We start from the raw sequence: 20,644 nt of genomic DNA, 5'->3' as shown, positions 1-20,644 counted from the left end.
GGGACGGTGAGGTGGATCAGCAGGAAACGGGCGGGTCCGGGAAGTACGGAAGACGTCCCCGATGCCGCGCGATGTCAGCGATAACAGGTGGGCGGATAATACTATTGCAGCCGCAGGACCTTGCGGTCATGGTTGCTCCGTCAGTAAAACTTGAAGCCCGATGATACGTGGCCCGTCCGGAAGGTCAAGTCAACTTGCTATTGATCAAGTGTATACTTCACATAAATACTCTTTGAGAGAGTCCCATGAGCGCAACGTATCCCAACCTGCTGAAACCACTCGATCTTGGCTTTACCGAACTGAAAAACCGGATATTAATGGGTTCAATGCATACAGGTTTGGAAGACCGGTTCTGGAACATCCACAAGTTGGCCCGTTATTTCGCGGAACGGGCCGAAGGGGGGGTGGGTCTCATGGTAACTGGCGGCTTCTCGCCCAACTTCGCCGGGCAACTGGCACCCTTGTCCTCGACGATGAACAACCGGGCGACGGCTCTGCTTCATCGCCATGTCACGGGGGCTGTCCATGAAGCCGGCGGCAAGATCTGCCTGCAGTTATTGCATGCAGGGCGCTACGGCTACCAGCCGCTGATTGTCTCCGCCTCTGCCACTAAAGCTCCGATCAGCCCATTCACGGCCCGTGCCTTGTCGACAAAAGGTGTTGAGCGACAGATCAACGATTTCGTCAATAGCGCAAAATTGGCGAAATTTGCGGGTTATGACGGCGTTGAGGTGATGGGTTCCGAGGGCTATTTCATCAACCAGTTCCTGTGCGAACGGACCAATAAACGCACGGATAAGTGGGGCGGGCCCTATGAGAACCGCATGTGTCTGCCCGTGGAAATTGTCCGGCGTATGCGTGAAGCGGCTGGCCCGGAGTTCATCATTATCTACCGGCTGTCCATGCTGGACCTGGTGGAGGGCGGCCAGACCTGGGACCAGATTGTCACGCTGGGCAAAGCGATCGAACAGGCGGGCGCAACCATTATCAACACCGGCATTGGCTGGCACGAAGCACGTGTTCCCACCATTGTGACGTCTGTGCCGCGAGGTGGCTTTGCCGACGTAACCGCCAAGTTCTACGGCGAGGTGGGTATCCCTTTATGCACCACAAACCGCATCAACACGCCTGAGAAAGGGGAGGAGATTCTTGCTGCCGGCAAGGCGGACCTGGTCTCCATGGCCCGTCCATTGCTCGCGGACAGCGAATTTGTGCGTAAGGCTGAACAGGGCCGCAGCGATGAGATCAATACCTGCATCGCCTGCAACCAGGCCTGCCTTGACCACGTATTCCAGGCTAAGCGGGCCTCCTGTCTGGTGAACCCGAGGGCCTGCCACGAGACGGAATTGGTGCTTACCGTGGCTCCTGTGGCGCGTCGGATTGCCGTGGTTGGTGCTGGCCCTGCCGGGCTGGCTGCGGCCACAACGGCTGCAAGACGCGGCCACAAGGTGGCCCTGTTCGAAGCCGACGACAGGATCGGCGGCCAATTCAACTACGCCAAGCGGATTCCGGGCAAGGAAGAATTCTTCGAGACTCTGCGTTATTTCCGGCGTCAGATCGAGCTTCTCGGAATTGACTTGAAGCTCAATACACGCGTTGACGAGACCTCACTGACGGTGGAGGAGTTTGACGATGTCATTATCGCTACCGGCGTGAAGCCAAGAACACCGAATATTGATGGCATCGACCATCCGAAAGTTCTCGGCTACCTCGATGTTCTCCGTCACAACAAGCCGGTCGGAAGGACGGTGGCGGTTATTGGCGCTGGTGGCATTGGTTTTGATGTCAGTGAATTCCTGGCTCACGATATCCGCCATCATTCGGAAGGTGAGCAGGTCAGTGTCGCCGACTGGCAGGCGGAGTGGGGCGTTAACCCCGAGTTTGAAGGCCCGGGTGGTTTGGTCGAACGCCAACCGACGCCATCGCCACGGAAAATCTACCTGATGCAACGAAAGACCAGCAAGGTCGGTGGGGGACTGGGCAAGACCTCGGGCTGGGTTCACCGAAATAGTCTGAAGCACAGGGATGTTGAAATGCTCCGGGGCTGTCGCTACGACCGCATCGATGACAACGGCCTTCACATTACCTTGACCGATAAAGATGGCAAGGCTCAGGAGAGCATGGTGTTGCCCGTGGATAATGTGATCATCTGCGCAGGTCAGGAACCCTGTCGGGAACTTTTCGACCAGCTCTCGGATTCTGGCGTGAAAGTGCACCTGATTGGCGGCGCGGATGTCGCTGAGGAGCTCGATGCAAAACGTGCTATCCGTCAAGGCACCGAAGTGGCAGCAGCCATATGACGATGCCAGAAGACGGCAACAGGTGACCAGAAGTGTCAGTCAGTAGCCAGTTTGGACAAGTGGCTACCGAATGGATTTCAGCGCGCTTGAAATAGCCTCGGCTTCTGCTTCAAGGACCTGGCAGCGAAAGCTGTTGCCCTGCTGGAGGGCGTTTTCGATCTGTTTACGCTTCATATCATATAGCCGGCTGAGAATGTCTGCCTGGCTTTGTTTCATTGGTGCGTTCATGGCGGACCTCCCCATAGCGTCCCCTGTCGGTATTCTTTACGTTGCCGGCCGGAAACTGGCCTTCTGGAAGATTCTAAGCATAACTCGCGCCACAAAGCAGTTCTGCCAGCATCAGCGCCCAAATCTCGAGCGGTAAACCCCGGGCGCCAGACCGGTGTGTTTCCTGAACAGGCGGCTGAAGGAACTGACGTCGTCGTAGCCCACTAACCGGGTAACCTCCTCAACCGCCGCCCGGGAGTTTTCCAGGTGCTGCCTGGCCGCCTCAATCCGCAGAACTTGCAGGTACCCGGTGGGAGTATCCCCTGTGGCCGCCTTGAATCGGCGAATCAGCGAACGCTCAGTCAGGCCGCTTAACGAGGCCAGAAAGTGCAGATTGACCGGTTGACTGTAATGGCCATCGAGCCAGTCCTGCAGCCTGAGGATGGCGGCATCCGAATGGTACCGACGAGCCTGCAGGGCACTGTATGGCGCCTGACTGGTGCGGCCCGCATCAATCACAAACGCCTTCGCCAACTCTCGCGCCACCTTCGCCCCGGCATAACGCTCCACCAGGTACACCCCCAGATCCCACCAGGCCATCCCGCCCCCGGCGCAGGCAACGTGCCCGTCCACCGTCACCAGCTTGTCCGACTGCAGGTCCACTGCCGGATAACGCTGCCGAAACTGGTTGCTGAACCCCCAGTGAGTCGTCGCCTGCCGCCCATCCAGTAAACCGGCCTCCGCCAGCATGAAAGCGCCCGTGCAGTTGCTCGCCACGCGAACCCGGCCAGAATCTGATGATTGAAAACGACCCAGCCAGTTAATCAGTTCCGCATTCTCTGCGAGCACCCGATCGATCCGCCCGCCAATGGTCGGAATGATGACAAGGTCGCTCCCGTTGCCGGATCGATGAGGCTCGTTCCAGGCTCCATCCGACTGAATCGTCAGGCCATTGATGCAACAGCAGGGCGAGCCATCCCTGGTGAGCAGCCGAGTGGTGAACTCCGGTTCAGGCATCTGGCCGTTAATCCGGGCCCAGGTAACCCCGGCCAGCCGAAACAGATCGATGATGCCGGTAATGGCACTGGCCAAAGCGCCATCAAAGCCAATGATAGACACTGTTCGCATACAAACCCCGAAGTAGTATGTGGAAGGAGGGCCGCCGGCGAACACCTGATTAATGCAGTGGTAAGCCGGAAGTGGCGAGAATCACCATGATTATGTCATAAACGCCGGTTTCCCAAGAAAACAAGGTATGAGAGGCTATCGGCTACAAACAGGAGACCAAGAATGACCGACACCCTGATCGACCGCCGCGACCTGGCGTTCCAGCTTTATGAAGTCCTCGATACCGAAAACCTCACCACCCGGGAACGTTTCAGCGAACACAACCGCGACACCTTCGACGCCGTCATCGAAACCGCCGACAAGATGGCCCGGGAAAAGTTCGCCACTCACAATAGCGCCGCCGACAAGGACGAACCCAGGTTCATTAACGGCCAGATCGAAATGCTCCCGCAGGTCAAAGAAGCCTTCGATGCATACGCCGAAGCAGGCTTCATCGCCGGGCGCGATGACTACGCCCTGGGTGGAATGCAGTTACCGGAGTCGGTTATGGCTGCCTGCAACGGCTTCTTCACCGCCGCCAACCCCGGAACCGCGGGTTACCCGTTCCTGACCACTGCTGCGGCCAACCTCATCCGCGTATTCGGCAACGAACAGCAGCAAACCACCTTCCTGCCGTACATGCTCAGCGGCCGCTTCAGCGGCACCATGGCTCTTACTGAACCCCACGCCGGTTCCTCCCTGGCGGATATTCGCACCTCGGCATCGCCCACTGACGAAGGGCATTACCTGATCAAAGGTGCCAAGATCTATATTTCCGGCGGCGAACAGTCAATCACCGACAACATCGTCCATATGGTGCTGGCCAAGATCAAAGGCGCTCCGGCGGGTGTGAAGGGCATCTCCCTGTTCATCGTCCCCAAGTTCCTGGTAGACGACGAGGGTAATCCCAAAGAGCGCAACGGCGTCAGCCTCGCTGGCCTGATTCACAAACTTGGCTACCGTGGCACGACATCCACCGCCTTGAGTTTCGGCGACGACGCCCCCTGCCACGGTTACCTGGTTGGCGAACCCCATCAGGGTCTGAAATACATGTTCCAGATGATGAACGAAGCCCGGGTTGGCGTGGGCTTTGGTGCGGCGGTGATTGGTTATCGCGGCTACATGCACAGCCTGGAATACGCCAAAGACCGCTTGCAGGGCCGCAAGGCCGGTGAAAAGAACCCGGAATCTCCCCAGGTGCCCATCATTGAGCACGCCGATGTGCGGCGCATGTTGCTGGCCCAGAAAGCTTACAGCGAAGGTGGTCTTGCCCTCTGCCTGTATGGCGCGCGGCTGATGGACGACCAGCACACTCACCCGGACGATCAGAAGCGTCGGGAAGCTGGCAAACTGCTGGACTTGCTCACCCCGGTGATCAAGGCCTGGCCTTCGGAATACGGCCCCAAGGCGAACGATCTGGCCATTCAGGTTTATGGCGGTGCAGGCTACACCCGCGAATACCCGGTAGAGCAGTGTTGGCGCGACAATCGCCTGAATCCCATCCACGAAGGCACCAACGGCATCCAGGCCCTGGACCTGCTGGGCCGCAAAATCTGGCAGGACCAAAGCCACGGCCTGCAATTGCTGATGCAGGAAATGCAGGTAGATCTGGAGGCCGCCACCACAGATCGCTGCCAGCAGTGGGCACTCTCATTAAGCGAAACCCTGCAGCAGGCGGTAAAAGTTACCCAGAGCCTGGGCAAATCCCTGATGGGCGGCGAAATCGACAGAAGCCTCGCCAACGCCTCCTGTTACCTTCACCTGTTCGGGCACATCGTGGTCGCCTGGATGTGGCTGCGCCAGGCAAATGCGGCCTCCCACGCTCTCGGTTCGGCCAACAGCGATGACGAACGCAATTTCTACCAGGGCAAGCTTCAGGCCGCGCAGTACTTCTTCCACTGGGAGTTGCCGACCGTGGCTCAGGACCTCGTCTTGCTGCGGAACCAGGACGACACCTGCCTCAACATGAAGACGGAGTGGTTCTGATGGCCCTGGTTAACGTTGAAAAGAAAAACCACATCCTGCTCATCGGGTTAAACCGCCCGAAAAAAATGAACGCTATGAACCGCGAAATGTACCATCAGATCGCAGCGGCCTATCACCAATTGGAGCATGACCCGGATTTGCGGGTCGGTCTGATGTACGCCGAAGGCGACCACTTTACCAGCGGCCTGCAACTGGACGACTGGGCCGGGGTGTTTGCCAGTGGCAAAGGCATTGAGCCCGGCGAGGGCGAGCTGGATCCGTTCCACATTACCGGTGAAGGCCTCAGCAAGCCGGTCGTCTTCGCCGCCCAGGGCATCTGCTTCACCTGCGGCGTCGAAATGATGCTTAACACCGATGTTCGCGTCGCGGCTAAAGGCACGCGCTTCGCCCAACTGGAAGTAAAATGCGGCATCTTCGCCTGTGGCGGCGCCACCATCCGTCTGCAACGGGAAATCGGCTGGGGCAATGCCCAGCGATACCTGCTCACCGGCGACGAATGGTCGGCGGATCAAGCCTACCAATGGGGCCTGATCCAGGAATTGGTAGAGCCGGGCGAGCAGTTCAACGTCGCGCTGGACATTGCCGAGAAGATTGCAAAGGCCGCCCCGCTGGGTGTTCAAGGTAGTCTGAAGTCCTCGAAGATCGCGGTCAGCGAAGGGCAGGAAGTGGCGAAGCAACGGTTGTTTCCGGATTTGCAGCCGGTTATGGCGAGCGAGGATGTGAAGGAAGGCCTCCAGTCTTTTCTCGAAAGGAGAGTGGCTGTTTTCAAAGGAAGGTAGCACCGAGCTATGAGCGGGCGACTGGCCCCTTCTCCCGGGACTGTGTGCAGCAGGGATGCTGCACTCAAGCCTACATGGACGTATTCACAGCGTGTCCCGGGAGAAGGGGCCAGTTGCCCGCCGGCACGCAAGCGCATTTCTCAGACAGCTTCCTCCGGAACTGAATTTTCCCGCCGAGCCTTCGTCTCGGCAGCCACATCTGCCGCGTAATCCGCATACTTGGCCATCAGCTCCTCTTTCCGGTCCGGATCCCAGTTGATCTTGCTCAGATCGCCCTCGTAATGATCAATCACCCGCTTATCCATGGTTTCATACCACCACTGTGGCAGGTACGCCGGCAGCAGCATCGACGCATAACCACCCGGCAACTGAGGCGCCTTCTCAAAGTGGCGTAAAGCCTGGAAGCTGCGCTGCGGGTGGGCATGGTGGTCCGAATGCCGCTGCAGCTGATACAGGAACAGATTGGTCACAATATGATTGCTGTTCCAGCTGTGCTCCGGCTGGGTGCGCTCGTACTTGCCATGTTTGTCCTTCTGGCGCAGCAGGCCATAGTGCTCAATGTAATTCACACTCTCCAGCAAGCTCGCGCCATACACCGCCTGTGCCGCCAGGAATGGCAAAGCTCGGGGTCCGCAAACCAGGGTCGTCGCGCCAAAGAACCCCGCGCTCATGGCCCAGCCCTGGAGCAACTCATTGTCCAGACTCCAGAAGCCCTTACCTTTGCGCTCAAGCCGCCCCTTCTCAATCCTGATTGATGACTTGATACCACCCATCACAGTGCGTGGCAGGAACTTCCAGAAACTCTCGCCCATCCGGCTGCTGGCCGGATCCTCCGGTGTCGCGACCCGCTTGTGATGGCCAAAGTTGTGCTCGACAACAAAGTGGGTATACCCGGTAGGTGCCAGAGCGGCCATCGCCAACAGCTTGTTCAGCTTGTTAGATTTATGGCCCAGTTCATGAGCGGTATTGATGCCGACACCATTGATGGCGCCGACGGTAAGCGTCAGACCAATTTTATCGTCCAGAGGCGTATTCTTCCGGCTGGCCAGCCAGGCACCCAAAAAGGTCATGGCGTACTGGGTCGGAATAAAGGCCTTCACGATCCGGTCGTAGTACTTGTCCTGTTCCAGCGTCTTCACGGCGGATTCCGGCGGGTTGCTCTGGTCTTCGCCAGCGGCCCGGTCCAGGGCCGGGATTATGCCGTGCACCAACGCGGGCCCGGTCCAGGCCAGCGCCTTGAGTTTTTTTGGGGCCAGGGCGTAGCCGGTCAGGGCGGCGAGTCCGATGCCCGGCAGAGCTGGCCCCATCAGCCACATGTACCGCTTCGGATCCTTCCAGTTGCTGGTTGAGGCAGCGTCTGCCGGCGAAGCCATTTGGTGCGATTCCAGAATGTCACGGGTCTTGGCATTCATTGTTCTCTCCCATTCGATGCGCTTAACTGCAATTTATGTCGGACAATCTTGCAATGCAACAATCTTCAGGAGTGTCGGAACAGCTTGGCGCAAAATGACAAATATCATTCTCTTGGCGAAATCCCGTTTTCTGAGCCAGACTTCGGAGATAACAAAAGCTTGACGACTGGGAAGAATCAGGCATGCCAAATTTATCCTCCATGACGGCTTCGTATTCAGTTCAGGGCATGCTTCGGGAGTATTTGGGTTCAGGGCAGCTGACTGAGGTGGTCTACCGGGACAGTGCCGGCCAGATATGCACGGTGCACGATGTCATTCGCGATCTTTGCAGCCGCGCCGGGCAGGACTTTCTGCTACTCGGTCGAGGTACCATGCTCCCGTTCGATCACGTCATCACCATTAATGGCCGGCTGTTGGCGGACACCGCTGGCTAACCAAAGGGTAATCACCCGGTAATTGCCTTCAGGCCGGGCCTCGCCGTACCCTGTTTCGCGTTGTAAATACTTACCAACAGAGGGATATGGTATGAACAAGCTCACGCTGAGTGCGCTTTTGATGGTTGTGACACTGGGCCTTGCCGCCTGCAGCTCCGAAGACAACGAAGGGGTGGATGTCGAAAAGGCTGCTGATAATGCCAGCGATATGATGGAAGAGGCCGGAGAGTCTGTCGAAGAGACGTATGAAGAAGCCACCGGACAGGCCGATGGTGCTGTTGGTGAAATGCAGCAGGGCGCGGAAAATGCGGCTGATGAAATGGGTGACGCCGCAGAGGAGGCGGGTGACGCCATGGAAGAAGGCTACAATGACGCCACGCAGCAGTAAATGATTGCCCTGACCGCCCCGCAGCATCCTGTCTTAGGGGCGGTCAGCATGTTTCAGCCGTGCTCTGTAAGAGAATGTTAACGGCTTTGTCTTTTAAACGTACGCGTACTGTCATATTTCCCGCCGAAACTGTCCTCTCATCAACATTGACCCGCTGTTCTTTGAGAGAGGCATTATCATGGCGAAGCACGACCTTGACCCCAATTACCTGGATCCCAACTACGAGCCGGTAGTTAACCATTCCGACAACACGCCTTTTCATCAGGTTCTCGCCGCGCGCATGCAACGCCGTACTGTGATGAAAGGTAGCGTAGGCGCTGCCCTTGCCAGCGTGATGGGTTTGGGACTGGCAGCCTGTGGCAGCGATGACGATGCCAGCCCTGCGACGAGCGGTAACGTCGCGACCACCGATCTCGGGTTCAAAGCCGTCGCAACGTCCTCTGCCAATGAAGTGGTTGTTCCAGAAGGCTATTCATCTGAGGCATTCCTGCCCTGGGGCACTCCCATTACCGGCTCGTACCCCGCCTACCGCGCAGACGGAACCAATACCGGTGCCGATCAGGAGCAGCAGGTTGGCATGCATCACGACGGCATGCACTTCTTCCCGATCGACCAGAAGGCTGGCGGCAACAGTTCGACCGAAGGTCTTCTGGTAATGAACCATGAATACATCAATCAGGGCGCTTTGCACGCCAATGGTCCGACCAGTGCCGCTGATAACGGTGGTTTCCGGCCCGCCGATGAGGTTCGTAAGGAAGTTGCGGCTCACGGTGTGTCCGTGGTTCATATCAAACGCGATAGCAGTGGCAAATGGGATGTGGTGTTTGGAAGCCCCTTCAATCGCCGCATTACCGGTAATACGGAAATGGATATCCGTGGTCCGGTTCGCGGTTACAGCAAGCTGATTACCAAGTACAGCCCTGATGCCACCGAGACCCGCGGCACCCTGAACAACTGCTCCATGGGCCCGACACCCTGGGGCACCTATCTTACCGCAGAAGAAAACTGGCATGGCTACTTTGCCAATGGCGATGTCACCCAGCCGCGAGAACAGATTCGCCATGGCGTGGGAAGCTCCAGCCGCTACGACTGGGAGCTGGCAGACAGTGGCGATGACCAATATGTTCGGTTCAATGTAAGCACGATTGGTGCGACGGCAGCCGATGATTACCGCAACGAAGCCAATACCTATGGCTACATGGTCGAGATCGATCCGTTTACCCCTGAAAGCAAGCCTCAAAAGCGTACCGCCCTGGGCCGATTTGGCCATGAGGGCGTGATTTTTGCGCCCGTCAAAGAGGGTCAGCCTGTGGTTTGCTACTCAGGGGACGATTCCCGCTTCGAGTACATCTACAAGTTCGTCTCTTCGAAGCCGTACTATGCGGCGACTGCCGGTGGCTATCTGTTGGATGAGGGCACCCTGTACGTGGCCCAATTCAACGACGATGGTTCCGGAGACTGGCTGCCGCTGGATCTGGAAAACGCGGATTTCAAAGCCAGGGTTGATGCCGCTTTAGGGACGACGGTTGGTGATGTGGCCTTCAGTGGTTTCGAAAATCAGGCGGACGTTCTGCTAAATTCCCGGCTGGCCGCGGACATTGCTGGCGCAACAACCATGGATCGTCCCGAATGGGGGGCTGTCGACCCGAACTCCGGGCAGGTGTATTTCACGCTTACCAATAACTCTAATCGCGGTAAGCCAGGCTTCGAAGGCGTCAATGCTGCGAACCCGAATGAACTCAACAATACCGGCCACATCATTCGCTGGAGCGAGGAAGGCAACGATCACAGTGCCACCAGCTTCGACTGGGACATCTTCGTGTTCGCTGGAGAGCAGGGTACCGAAACAGTGGTTGATGGCGAGGTTATTGTATCCCTGACCGATGACAACATCTTCAACAGCCCGGACGGCCTGTGGTTTGACTACAACGGTCGCCTCTGGATTCAGACTGACGGTTCAGACGCCGCGCCCTACCAGAACAACATGATGCTGGCCGCAAACCCGGAGACCCGCGAAATCAAACGTTTCTTCGTAGGTCCCCAGGGATGTGAGGTGACGGGAGTCGTTTCCACACCGGATGTGAAGACCCTGTTTGTCAACATCCAGCACCCGGACGGTAACTGGCCTGATGCCAGCGATCCGCGTCCGCGTGATGCCACCGTCATCGTCACCCGTGACGATGGGGGTGTTATCGGCGCCTGATCCCGCACAGAGGATTGCCTGAACACCGCAAACCCGGCCCACTCGGTAACAGAGTGAGTCGGGTTTGCGGTTTTTTGTTTCAGAAACGCCTTTCCCTGCCGATAAGCAGGACAAATAAACTAAAGTATGAGTTATTAACTCACATCAATTCTTTAGTCTCCGCGATGGCCTTAAATAACAAAATGATTGCAGAAGCAACGATAAATACGAGGTGGCTATGGGGTTATTGGATCGGGCTTCAGTTCTATGGGGGATTGCGGGTGCCGTTATTCTCGGGATCATTTGTGCAGGGGTGGCGCCGTTGTTAGGTCTTGATGCCGCATCGATATTGATCGGGCTGGTGGTGGGCCTGGTGGCCGCCGGCGGGTTTCTGATTGTCCAGGTGCTGGAGCCGACTGAGCGGGGTCTCAAGGCTCTGAATAATGGCACCCTGGCAGAGGATCATCCGCTACAGGCCCAGTGCCGTCAGCTGCTCTCCGAGGCAAAAGCCGGGCGTGCCCTGGTGGAAACCCTCTCGGGCAGTGCCGACAGGAATGCCATTTCCGCCGCCCAGGTATCTTTTGCCGCGGACCAGCTCAAGATTCGGCTGGACCGTCAGGTGGAAGAAACCGCGCAGATGGCCGATTACGCGGGCCAGATTACCGAGACCGTCCGGGAGTCCTCCGAGCAGGCGACCGATGCTGCCACAATGGCTTTGCAGAACAAACAGGTCAGTATCGAGGGGCGCGAAGCGCTGAACTCGGCCATCGACAGTGTTCGAGCGGTACACCAGCAGTCCGGCGAGAATCTCCGGTTGATTCAGGAGCTGAACGAGAAGTCCAACAAGATTCAGGGCGTGACCACCACTATCCAGGGGATCGCCGAGCAAACCAATCTTCTTGCGCTCAACGCGGCCATCGAGGCGGCCCGTGCGGGCGATCAGGGTCGAGGATTTGCGGTGGTGGCCGATGAGGTTCGCCAACTGGCGGGCCGCACAGCTCAGGCGACCGGTGAAGTGGCAGCAACCCTTGAGGAAATTCGGTCAGATACCACGCTGATCGTGTCCCGCATTGAAGATTTGGCTCGCAGTGTCGAGGAAGGGCTGACTTCCGTGGAAAGCGTGGGTGAGCGACTGGAGCAGATCCGGGACCAGTCTGACCGGGTTCAACAGCAGGTCGCCCGAATTGCCGAGATTGACCAGAACAACGAACAGAGTCTCGCGCAGGTGTTCTCAGCCATCGAAACCGTGCGAGACCAGATTTCCGAGAGCGATTCCAGTGTGGCGTCCCTGGCAGAGCAGGCCGCCACATTGATGGAGCTGGCGGAACAGGCCAATGCCTCCTTCGCGCTGAACAGCGAGGCGAGCTATCACCGTCCGTTCTATGACCAGGCCCGGGCCGGTGCCGACCAGATTGGCCAGCTGTTCGAGCAGGCCATTCGCGACGGCAAACTGTCCGAGAGCGCTCTGTTCGACAAGAAACGAACACCCATCCAGAATACTCATCCGCCCAAGTACTCCAGCAGTTTCGACAAGTTCACCGACCAGTACTTGCCCACGGTTCAGGAGCAGGTCAAGAATGCCCATGAGGCGATTGTCTTTGCTATCTCTGCGGCGCCGGATGGCTACGTGCCCACTCACAACCGGGACTTCGCCCATGCCCCGACCGGGGATCCGAAGGTGGATCTGGTCAAGAGCCGCAGCAAGCGGCTGTTCAATGACCGGACTGGCATCCGTTGTGGCACCCACACCGAAAACATGCTGCTGCAAACCTACCGGCGGGATACCGGCGAGATCATGCACGACCTGTCCGTGCCCATCCATGTGAATGGCAAGCACTGGGGCGGCTTCCGACTTGGCTACCGTCCGGACAATCACTGATCGCGTTGGGCGTTCCGGCCTGACGTGCTGTGGTAAACTCCGGTCAATTGCCCCAGAGGAGACCTGCCTTGACTGAACCGGAGTTTATTCCTGCCGATTCGGACCCCGTGTCCCGCCGCTCAGACCCCGCCCGTAACCTGGCGGTGGTGGTCTATATCCTGCAGGCGCTGTCGTTTTTTGTGGGGGGGATTACGGGTCTGGTGGGCGTGATTATCAACTACGTCAAACTGGGCGACGTGCGCAATACCTGGGTGGAGCGTCATTTCCGCTGGCAGATCCGCACCTTCTGGATTGGTATGCTCTGGACGGTGATCGGAGTCGTTACCACGCCGTTAATCATCGGCTGGTTCATTCTTCTGGGTATTTCGATCTGGATCATCGTACGCATTGTAAAAGGCGCCCTGGCGCTGAACGAGGGCAAGGCGCCTTCCTGATCGGTTTGCGGGATGCCAGCCATCAACCCTCCGTCACTTCCTTCAGGCGAATGGCACTGAACATCCCGGCCAGCCCCATCAGACCGAGCATGATAATAACGGCCACCTCCGAGATCATTGAAACAAGAGCCGTCAGACCGCCAGTGGCGAGCAACAGGAAGCCGATAACGGTGTTGCTCACCGCGGTATAGTCAGTGCGCTTGTTGCCACCCGCCATATCAACCAGATAGGTTTTGCGCCCGAGCCTGACGCCGGCGTGGGCGACACTCAGCACGAAGAATGCGACCGGGTAGAACCAGACACTGCCGACATCGGTACCGACCCAGAGCGCGGTAAAGCCGACCGCCAGGCACACGCCGCTGGCCATGGCGGCACCGCGGATCATCACCTTTCGGCTTGAGGTATCGGCAGCCCAGCCCCAGAAGCTGCCACTGAGCGAGCTGGCAAGGCTGCTGGCCAGCAGGAAAATTCCCAGCATCCAACCAATATCCGACTCTTTCTGGGCCAGAACCACAAAATACGGTGAGGCCAGGGCTGAGCAGAGCAGCAACGCCCGGGTAATGACAAAGTTCCGAAACGGAGCGTCATCCCGCAGCAGAGAGAGGCTCCCGAACGCTTCGTTGATGGCATTCCCGCCGCCACCAGTCTCACCTTCGTACTCCTCAACGCCCGCAAAGAGCAGGCCGGCAACGATCCAGAGCGCTGCGGCCAGAAGCAGCAGCACGCTATAAAAGGCAAGGGTTGGGTCGCCCCGATCCCAGAACAGCAGGACTGTCAGAGCCACGGTCGCTGTGCCACCGATGGTGGACGCCAACCCGGAGAGCCGCCCGCGCCGGGTTTTCGGAATGCACTTGCCCTGAACATCCTTCATGGCGACCGAGCAGAATCCCCGGGCCAGTGAAAACGCGATGAGCGAAGCTACAATGCCGCTGCCGGCAGCATAGCCCTCCAGAGACCATATGCTCGCCGCCATGGCCACGACACTGGCAGCCTGACCGAAACTCCCCAGGGTCCAGAACCATTTGCGCACCGCCTTGCGTCGAACCCAGGCTCCGATGACCATTTGCGGCACCATGGAACCCGATTCCCGGATGGGCACCAGCCAGGCCACCAGGGCAGGCGCGCCAACGGCACTCATCACCCAGGCCAGCACGGTTTTCGGGCTGATCAGCAGGTCCCCCAGCTTGGTGAGGACATTGCTGGCAAGAATGAGAAGGAAGTTGCGGGGTACTTCATGGCAGGCTTCTGCAGGAATATCCTTGCAGACTCGCGCGTCCTCCTCGTTGGCAATCAGGCTGTAGAGTTGTTCGATGGCCTCTCTTCTGGGCATGGATTCTTTTTTGGACAAGCGGTCGCCCTCCGGAAAATGAGCGGAAGAGCATACCAGCTGAATCTGTCACCCTTAAACACTGTGTGTTGGAAGGGTGGTATTACAGGTCATCCTGCGGCTTAATAGGCGCGAGTTCTTACCACACAGGAAGCCCGATGCTGAGCTATCTACATGCCTTCCACGCCGGCAACTTTGCCGATGTCCAGAAACATGCGGCGCTGACCCTGGCTCTGGCAATGATGCAGGTAAAAAAATCCGGCATTGCCTGCTTTGATACCCATGCCGGCAGCGCCATCTATGATTTGCTCAGTGAAAGAGCCCGGAAGACGGGCGAGGCGGACAACGGTATCCAGCGGCTCTGGAAGGCCCGGGAACAGCTGCGATCGGAGGATTGGCGCCCATTGCTGGATGTTTTGGCACAGTTCAATGCCGGAAGCGGAGAACTGACAGTTTATCCGGGGTCACCGGCCTGGTTCCGGCATTTTCTCCGGTCTGAAGATGATCTGACCCTGTTTGAGCTCCACCCCTCTGAAGGGGAACAGTTGGCGGACTGGGCCTCCGCTGGCCGGGTTCATGTGTTAAGGCAGGATGGTCTGGCGGGCCTTATCCGGCAGTTGCCCCCGAGGCAGCCTCGCCTGCTGGCATTGATTGATCCGTCCTACGAGATCAAGTCCGATTACCGGGATGTGGCTGAAACTCTGGGAAAAGCCTGGCAAAAGTGCCGCCATGGGGTCTTTCTTATCTGGTATCCGATACTGAGCAGTGGCCTTCAGGAGCAGCTGAAAGACGCTGTCAGGGCCACCGTTGTCCGCAAGGTGCTGTGCAGTGAGGTGCACCTGCGAACACCACCCGAGCGGGGCATGACCGGATCCGGGATGCTGGTGATCAATCCGCCCTGGGGCTTCGATGCCCGGTTGTCTGCAATGATGAACGACGTTACCGGGCAGGATGCCCTGCACCTGTCCCATGGCGTGGACTGGCTGGTGCCAGAGTAGGCCGACCGCCAGCGACGTTAGTTTTGCCTCAGTCCTCGTTGCCGGAATCCGCCGGTTGCAGACTTTTGGCTTCCAGTTCCTCGATCAGCTGAAGCAGCGTTCCCATAATCCGCTGTCCGCTTTCTCCGGTGCGCTCCAGATAAATATCCCGCACCGACATGCTGGCAGCTCGAAATGCCTCCCGCTCCTCATCGGTCAGGCGAACCACGCTTAGCTGGGCTTCCTCCAGCATTTTCTGAAGCCGTGTTCGGTTGAGCTCCTCCTGGGTTTCCCATGCGATCTCGGCGACATCCTTGAGGGCGTTATCCAGCCACTGCTGCTGGTTCACCGGCAGACTGCTGTACCATTCATGATTTGAGATGACCGACGAAACAAACTGGGCCGGCCGGGCGTCGGTCAAGGTGCTCTGAACCTCGTAAAAATCCATTTCCTCAATGGCAAAAACAGGATTGCTCTGGCCATCAATTTTCCGCAGCTGGAGATCGCTGTATACCTGGGAATAGGGAATCTGGCTGGGTTCGGCGCCGTAAGCGCGATAGGCCTCTTCGGCAATTTCGGAGGTCATGGTCCGGATTCGGAATCCCTGAAAATCTTCCGGTGTGCGCAGCGCCTTATCCGCCGTCCAGGCCATCCAGCCTTCCGGAACGAACCCCAGCAACTTCATGTTCTGACTCGCGTAGGGTTGATCGAACAGGCTGATCAGATCCGGACTTGCCAACAGTTGGCGGGTAACGCTAGTGTCCTCGGGCAGAACAAAGTGCAGGGTGAAAATGCCCACTTCCGGAACTTTGTCGGCCAGGTGTCCGGGTGAGGCGAAAGCGAGATCTACCGAACCATTCTGCACCAGTTCGGTGAGCTGGGTTGAAGTCCCCAGAGATCCGTAGGGAAAGACGTCCATCAGGATTTTGCCGTCGGACCGCTTCTCAATGCGCTCTTTCAGGGCCTCGGCATAGGCATGCTGCACACTACCTTCAATTTCTTCCAGGGCAAAGCGCCAGGTAACGGGGTATTCGGGGGGCTCCGCGCTTTTGGCAGTGGATTCCCCATTGTCGGTATTCTGGTCGTCAGAGCATCCGGCCAACGCCAATACCAAGGCCGCGCACAGTGGCCAAAACCTGAAATGGAACGTGTGCATAACGAGGACTCCAGTTCTCTCAATCCTTATTTGATCCTGGTGTACAAGGTAACACAAGAACACCCACTGCCGTGGGTAACAGAGCGTGATTGTATTACACTGTCGCCGAGACAGATTCGGTGGTGTGGGAGAAGCGCGATGACAATCTTTGTGCCGGCAGGAGGCCGGCAATGACAAACCAGAAACAGGCGATGCTGTATGGCCTAGGTACGGTGCTTTTATGGTCCACCGTGGCAACGGCGTTCAAGCTCTCTCTGCGGGAGCTGGCGCCTGTTCAGATGCTGCTGATTGCCTGCACCGCATCGGTGGTTGTAATGGCGACTATCCTGGTGCTCCAGGGGCGGTGGCATCTGGTGTTTTCCCTGAGCCGGAAACAATATGCCCAGTCTTTTGGCATGGGGCTGATCAACCCCTGCCTGTACTATTTTTTGTTGTTCGGGGCTTTTGACAGGCTGCCAGCTCAGGAAGCGCAACCGCTGAACTATACCTGGGCCCTGGTGCTGGCCTACCTGTCGGTACCGTTTCTGGGGCATCGGCTGCGCAAACTGGATATTGTGGCGGGCCTGGTCTGCTATGCCGGGGTGGTGGTGATTGCCACCCGCGGGGCCGTAACCTCCCTGAGTTTCGAGGATCCGCTCGGGGTTGCCCTCGCTCTTGGCAGTACCGTAGTTTGGGCGTCCTACTGGATTATTGCCACCCGTGACACCCGGGATCCAGTGGTTGGCCTGTTTCTGAATTTCCTGTGCGGGCTGCCGGTGATTCTGATGATTTGCTGGTGGACGGAAGGTCTGACCTTCGCCACTGGAACGTCTCTGGCGGCTGCGGTCTATGTCGGTGTGTTTGAGATGGGCATTGCTTTTGTGCTGTGGTCCTACGCCATGAAGAAAGCGGAGAATACGTCAAAGGTCAGCAATCTGATTTTCATTTCTCCGTTCCTGTCTCTGATCTTTATCTATTTCATACTGGGTGAGCAGATTCTGCCCTCGACCTACATTGGCCTTGTCCTGATTATGGTAGGGCTCTGGCTGCAGCAGAAAAAGGTAAGGGCTCGGGCGGAAGTGCTTGTCCATGGCGGGTAACTGGTTCGTCTATATGGTGCGGACTGCCCGGGGGGCGCTTTATACGGGTATCACCACCGACGTGGAGCGCCGTTTCGAAGAGCACCAGGCGGGTACCCCGAAGGGTGCCCGGAGTTTACGGGGTAAAGGCCCCCTTGAGCTGGCGTTCAGCGCTGCCGCAGGAGACCGAAGCCGGGCTTTGAAGCTGGAATGGCATGTCAAACAATGGCCCCGGTCACGGAAAGAGGCCCTTGCCCGGGGCGAGCTCAGCCTGCCAGATGACCTTTGATGTGTTCCCCGACGGTTTCCATGGCAGCGGTTGCGCGATCGAGCTGGCCACTATGCACCTGGAATACATGCCAGAGGTTATTGAATATCTCGAGCCGAGTCTGAACGACATCCCGCTTAGCGATACTGGCCAGCCGTTCGGCGTCGTTCAGCAGGATTTCCTGGCTGCCCACCTGAATCAGTAATGGAGGCAGACCACTCAAATCGGCAAAAACCGGTGATATCAGGGGGGTGTTCAGCGGCTCCTTACCGGCATATAGCCTGGCAGCCTTGCTGGTCCAGGCTGGCTGCAAGACTGGCTCACATTCCGGCGAGTAAAGGTGCTCCTGGGTCAGATCAACCCAGGGTGAAAATACGGTCAGTGATGCCGGCAACGGCAGCCCCTTGTCTCTCAGGCGCAAGGCCAGGGCGAGAGTGAGTCCGCCTCCCGCCGAGTCGCCGGCGACGGCTATCTGCTCCGGTCTGTAACCCTCTTCAATCAGGCCAGACCAGCAGGCTTCCGCATCATCCAGCGCTGCGGGGAAGGGGTGTTCGGGCGCCAGCCGGTAATCAGGCGCAACCACGGTGCAGCCACTGCTTTTGGCCAGATGGCCGGTAATTCCACGATGGGTGGTGGAGGATCCGATGATGTAGCCGCCACCGTGCAGGTACAGCACCGCTCCGTGAGGGTTGTTTCCGCAGGTTGTCCGAGTGGCCGGTATTCCGCCGACGACGGCTTTTTCAAACCGGGCGCCCCGCGGCGGTCTCGAACTGCGATAAGCCTGGCTGACAATTCTTCTCTGGAGTGGAACCGGAACCGCCGGGTTGAGCACTGGCTTTACCAGACGATTCATAGTCTGGCGCAACCCCGTCTCGAGAAGCTGTTGCAACATCTGTGGTATTCCCTCGCTATGGGTTAGGCCGGCTATAGGTTAGGATTACAGGCCGAAGACCTATAACTCATCCAAGACAGGCGCTTAACTCTACGTGTACTGGAAAACAGATACCATAGAAATACCGCATTGGGACAGACACTCGCTTCTGGACAGGCTTGAACCATTTGATCCCGCTCACTCACGGGAACTCCGTGAGGAGATGGTCGCCTATTGCCGTTTTTACGGCCTGGATCTCTGGGTTGAGCATCCGGAAGTCAATTACCATCAGGGCTATATCAAAGCGGGTGGTCACGAGGTTATGGTGCACTATTTCCGGCTCCCGGACTCGAAGCCGGGCCGCGGCACAGTGTTTATCCTGCACGGATACTTCGATCATGTCGGACTCTACAGCCAGTTGATTGAACGATGCATTGGCGCGGGATTTGACGTGCTGGCCTATGATCAACCGGGCCATGGCCTGTCCAGCGGCACACCTGCGGCGATCGGAAGCTTCCTGGAGTATCAGGCGGTTCTGGCAGATGTTATGGCGCACGCTCGGGGCAAGGTCCGTGAGCCGTGGTTTGCGGTCGGGCAGAGCACCGGTGGTGCGATCCTGATCGACTATCTGTTATCCAATCAGCACGATCAGGCCTCATCCGATTTCCGCAAGGTGGTCTTGCTGGCGCCACTGATCAGGCCCATGGGCTGGCTTGGGGCCAAAACGCTCCATAGCCTGGCAAAGCCTTTTTTGTCCCGCTGGCGCCGGGTGTTTGCACAGAACAGCGGCAACACCCGATTCCTCAGGTTTTTGCGGGAACACGATCCACTCCAGGCCCGCGCGGTTCATGTGGACTGGATCAGCGCTCTTCGGAAATGGGTTCCGCATATTGAATCCTCCCGGCCTGTCGACTTTCCAGTGACGGTGGTGCAGGGTGAAAAGGATCTCACGGTAGATTGGCATCACAATCTGCGTATTATCCGGAATAAATTTTCCTCTGTGGAGGAACGGAGAATCCCTGACGGACGTCATCATCTTGTGAACGAAGCTCAGGATTTACAGGCAACGGTATTCAATACCATCATTGATACCTTCACGAACTCGGCACCAGACGCTCACTAAAGGGGCAGCTGAGATAATAAGGCACAGGAGAAAGTAGTGAAAAAAACCATTCTTGCGTTTGCGTTGGCAACCACCAGTCTCGCCGGTTGTATGACCTATGATCCATACACAGGCGAAGAGAAAACATCGAGTGCCACCAAGGGCAGCATCATTGGCGCAATTGGCGGCGCCGCAATCGGTGCAGCAACATCAAGCAAGAGCGATCGGGGCAAAGGTGCGCTGATTGGCGCGGCCGGCGGCGCGGCCATCGGTGGTGGCATCGGTTATTACATGGATAAGCAGGAAGCCGAACTCCGGCGCCAGCTTGAAGGCACCGGTGTTCGAGTTGTCCGTAATGGCGACGAGATCGAGCTGGTAATGCCGGGCAATATTACCTTTGATCTGAATGAGTCCAGCATCCAATCGTCTTTCAGTGGAACCCTGGAATCTGTGGCTCTGGTTTTGAAAGAGTATGACAAGACCATCATCCAGATTGAGGGCCACACCGACAGTTCGGGCTCAGACAGCTACAACCAGCTGCTCAGTGAGCGTCGAGCCTCCTCAGTCAGGGACTTCCTGCTGAACCAGGGCATTGAGCCCAAGCGCACCCGCGCAGTGGGATACGGTGAGCGTTATCCGATCGCATCAAACGATACCGCAGCCGGCCGCGAGCAGAATCGTCGTGTTGAGCTGACTCTCGTTCCTATGCAGTAAGAGGTTCGGCAGTAAAGGGCAATAAAAAACCGGAGTCAGTGCTCCGGTTTTTTATTGCTACGG

19 protein-coding genes are annotated in these 20,644 nt (G+C 57.7%); 13 read left to right on the top strand and 6 right to left on the bottom strand.

The window, feature by feature from the left end:
- Positions 1-245: 245 nt before the first annotated feature.
- Entirely contained in the window at positions 246-2,300 is a 2,055-nt protein-coding gene (locus ACN0XM_RS07995; protein ID WP_417566398.1) for an NADPH-dependent 2,4-dienoyl-CoA reductase, read from the top strand.
- 63 nt (positions 2,301-2,363) lie between these two features.
- On the opposite strand, the gene ACN0XM_RS07990 is transcribed toward ACN0XM_RS07995, so the two are convergent.
- Both ACN0XM_RS07990 and ACN0XM_RS07985 read right to left on the bottom strand, forming a co-directional pair.
- Complete coding sequence (locus tag ACN0XM_RS07990) at positions 2,364-2,528, bottom strand: hypothetical protein (RefSeq protein ID WP_417566397.1); 165 nt, start codon at positions 2,526-2,528, stop codon at positions 2,364-2,366.
- Positions 2,529-2,639: 111 nt separating this feature from the next.
- Entirely contained in the window at positions 2,640-3,635 is a 996-nt protein-coding gene (locus ACN0XM_RS07985; protein ID WP_417566396.1) for a GlxA family transcriptional regulator, read from the bottom strand.
- A 162-nt stretch (positions 3,636-3,797) separates the two neighbouring features.
- Between ACN0XM_RS07985 and ACN0XM_RS07980 the strand changes: the two genes are divergently transcribed.
- Positions 3,798-5,600: an acyl-CoA dehydrogenase gene (locus tag ACN0XM_RS07980; RefSeq protein ID WP_417566395.1), complete on the top strand. Its 1,803-nt coding sequence runs from the start codon at positions 3,798-3,800 to the stop codon at positions 5,598-5,600.
- The gene (locus ACN0XM_RS07975; protein ID WP_417566394.1) at positions 5,600-6,379 is read left to right on the top strand and encodes a crotonase/enoyl-CoA hydratase family protein; all 780 of its coding nucleotides are present in this window, start codon (positions 5,600-5,602) and stop codon (positions 6,377-6,379) included. Before ACN0XM_RS07980 ends, ACN0XM_RS07975 begins: the two co-directional genes overlap by 1 nt.
- 140 nt (positions 6,380-6,519) lie before the next feature.
- On the opposite strand, the gene ACN0XM_RS07970 is transcribed toward ACN0XM_RS07975, so the two are convergent.
- Positions 6,520-7,791, bottom strand: a complete 1,272-nt coding sequence (locus ACN0XM_RS07970) for an alkane 1-monooxygenase (RefSeq protein WP_417566393.1) — start codon at positions 7,789-7,791, stop codon at positions 6,520-6,522.
- A 182-nt stretch (positions 7,792-7,973) separates the two neighbouring features.
- Between ACN0XM_RS07970 and ACN0XM_RS07965 the strand changes: the two genes are divergently transcribed.
- From ACN0XM_RS07965 to ACN0XM_RS07945, 5 genes are all read left to right on the top strand, one after another.
- Positions 7,974-8,225, top strand: coding sequence for a hypothetical protein (locus ACN0XM_RS07965; protein ID WP_417566392.1), 252 nt, complete (start codon positions 7,974-7,976; stop codon positions 8,223-8,225).
- Positions 8,226-8,316: 91 nt separating this feature from the next.
- Positions 8,317-8,613 (top strand): hypothetical protein, encoded by a 297-nt coding sequence (locus ACN0XM_RS07960; protein WP_417566391.1) that lies wholly within the window; start codon positions 8,317-8,319, stop codon positions 8,611-8,613.
- 178 nt (positions 8,614-8,791) lie between these two features.
- Positions 8,792-10,816, top strand: a complete 2,025-nt coding sequence (locus tag ACN0XM_RS07955; RefSeq protein ID WP_417566390.1) for a PhoX family protein — start codon at positions 8,792-8,794, stop codon at positions 10,814-10,816.
- 217 nt (positions 10,817-11,033) lie between these two features.
- Positions 11,034-12,674, top strand: coding sequence for a methyl-accepting chemotaxis protein (locus ACN0XM_RS07950; RefSeq protein ID WP_417566389.1), 1,641 nt, complete (start codon positions 11,034-11,036; stop codon positions 12,672-12,674).
- A gap of 68 nt (positions 12,675-12,742) precedes the next feature.
- Positions 12,743-13,108: a DUF4870 family protein gene (locus ACN0XM_RS07945; protein WP_417566388.1), complete on the top strand. Its 366-nt coding sequence runs from the start codon at positions 12,743-12,745 to the stop codon at positions 13,106-13,108.
- 22 nt (positions 13,109-13,130) lie between these two features.
- On the opposite strand, the gene ACN0XM_RS07940 is transcribed toward ACN0XM_RS07945, so the two are convergent.
- On the bottom strand, positions 13,131-14,438 hold the full coding sequence (locus ACN0XM_RS07940; protein ID WP_417566604.1) for an MFS transporter: 1,308 nt from the start codon (positions 14,436-14,438) through the stop codon (positions 13,131-13,133).
- Between the two features lie 155 nt (positions 14,439-14,593).
- Between ACN0XM_RS07940 and ACN0XM_RS07935 the strand changes: the two genes are divergently transcribed.
- Positions 14,594-15,433 carry a 23S rRNA (adenine(2030)-N(6))-methyltransferase RlmJ gene (locus ACN0XM_RS07935; protein ID WP_417566387.1) on the top strand — a complete coding sequence of 280 codons (840 nt, stop codon included), beginning with the start codon at positions 14,594-14,596 and terminating at the stop codon, positions 15,431-15,433.
- Between the two features lie 28 nt (positions 15,434-15,461).
- Here the strand turns inward: ACN0XM_RS07935 and dctP are convergent, their stop codons facing one another.
- The gene (gene dctP / locus ACN0XM_RS07930) at positions 15,462-16,568 is read right to left on the bottom strand and encodes a TRAP transporter substrate-binding protein DctP (RefSeq protein WP_417566386.1); all 1,107 of its coding nucleotides are present in this window, start codon (positions 16,566-16,568) and stop codon (positions 15,462-15,464) included.
- A gap of 170 nt (positions 16,569-16,738) precedes the next feature.
- On the opposite strand from dctP, the gene ACN0XM_RS07925 reads away from it, so the two are divergent.
- Together ACN0XM_RS07925 and ACN0XM_RS07920 are read left to right on the top strand one after the other, a co-directional pair.
- Positions 16,739-17,647, top strand: coding sequence for a DMT family transporter (locus ACN0XM_RS07925; protein WP_417566385.1), 909 nt, complete (start codon positions 16,739-16,741; stop codon positions 17,645-17,647).
- Positions 17,637-17,915, top strand: coding sequence for a GIY-YIG nuclease family protein (locus tag ACN0XM_RS07920; RefSeq protein ID WP_417566384.1), 279 nt, complete (start codon positions 17,637-17,639; stop codon positions 17,913-17,915). The genes ACN0XM_RS07925 and ACN0XM_RS07920 overlap by 11 nt, the downstream gene beginning before the upstream one ends.
- Here the strand turns inward: ACN0XM_RS07920 and ACN0XM_RS07915 are convergent.
- On the bottom strand, positions 17,893-18,786 hold the full coding sequence (locus tag ACN0XM_RS07915) for an alpha/beta hydrolase (protein WP_417566383.1): 894 nt from the start codon (positions 18,784-18,786) through the stop codon (positions 17,893-17,895). The two genes, ACN0XM_RS07920 and ACN0XM_RS07915, sit on opposite strands and share 23 nt — an antisense overlap.
- A gap of 94 nt (positions 18,787-18,880) precedes the next feature.
- On the opposite strand from ACN0XM_RS07915, the gene ACN0XM_RS07910 reads away from it, so the two are divergent.
- Both ACN0XM_RS07910 and ACN0XM_RS07905 read left to right on the top strand, forming a co-directional pair.
- Positions 18,881-19,888: an alpha/beta hydrolase gene (locus ACN0XM_RS07910; protein ID WP_417566382.1), complete on the top strand. Its 1,008-nt coding sequence runs from the start codon at positions 18,881-18,883 to the stop codon at positions 19,886-19,888.
- Positions 19,889-19,924: 36 nt separating this feature from the next.
- Positions 19,925-20,581, top strand: a complete 657-nt coding sequence (locus ACN0XM_RS07905; protein WP_417566381.1) for an OmpA family protein — start codon at positions 19,925-19,927, stop codon at positions 20,579-20,581.
- Positions 20,582-20,644: the final 63 nt, after the last annotated feature.

This window comes from Marinobacter sp. (assembly GCF_048269445.1).
Taxonomy (GTDB): Bacteria; Pseudomonadota; Gammaproteobacteria; order Pseudomonadales; family Oleiphilaceae; genus Marinobacter.
The sequence above is the reverse complement of the archived record's forward strand: the minus strand, read 5'-3'. Positions and strand labels throughout refer to the sequence as shown.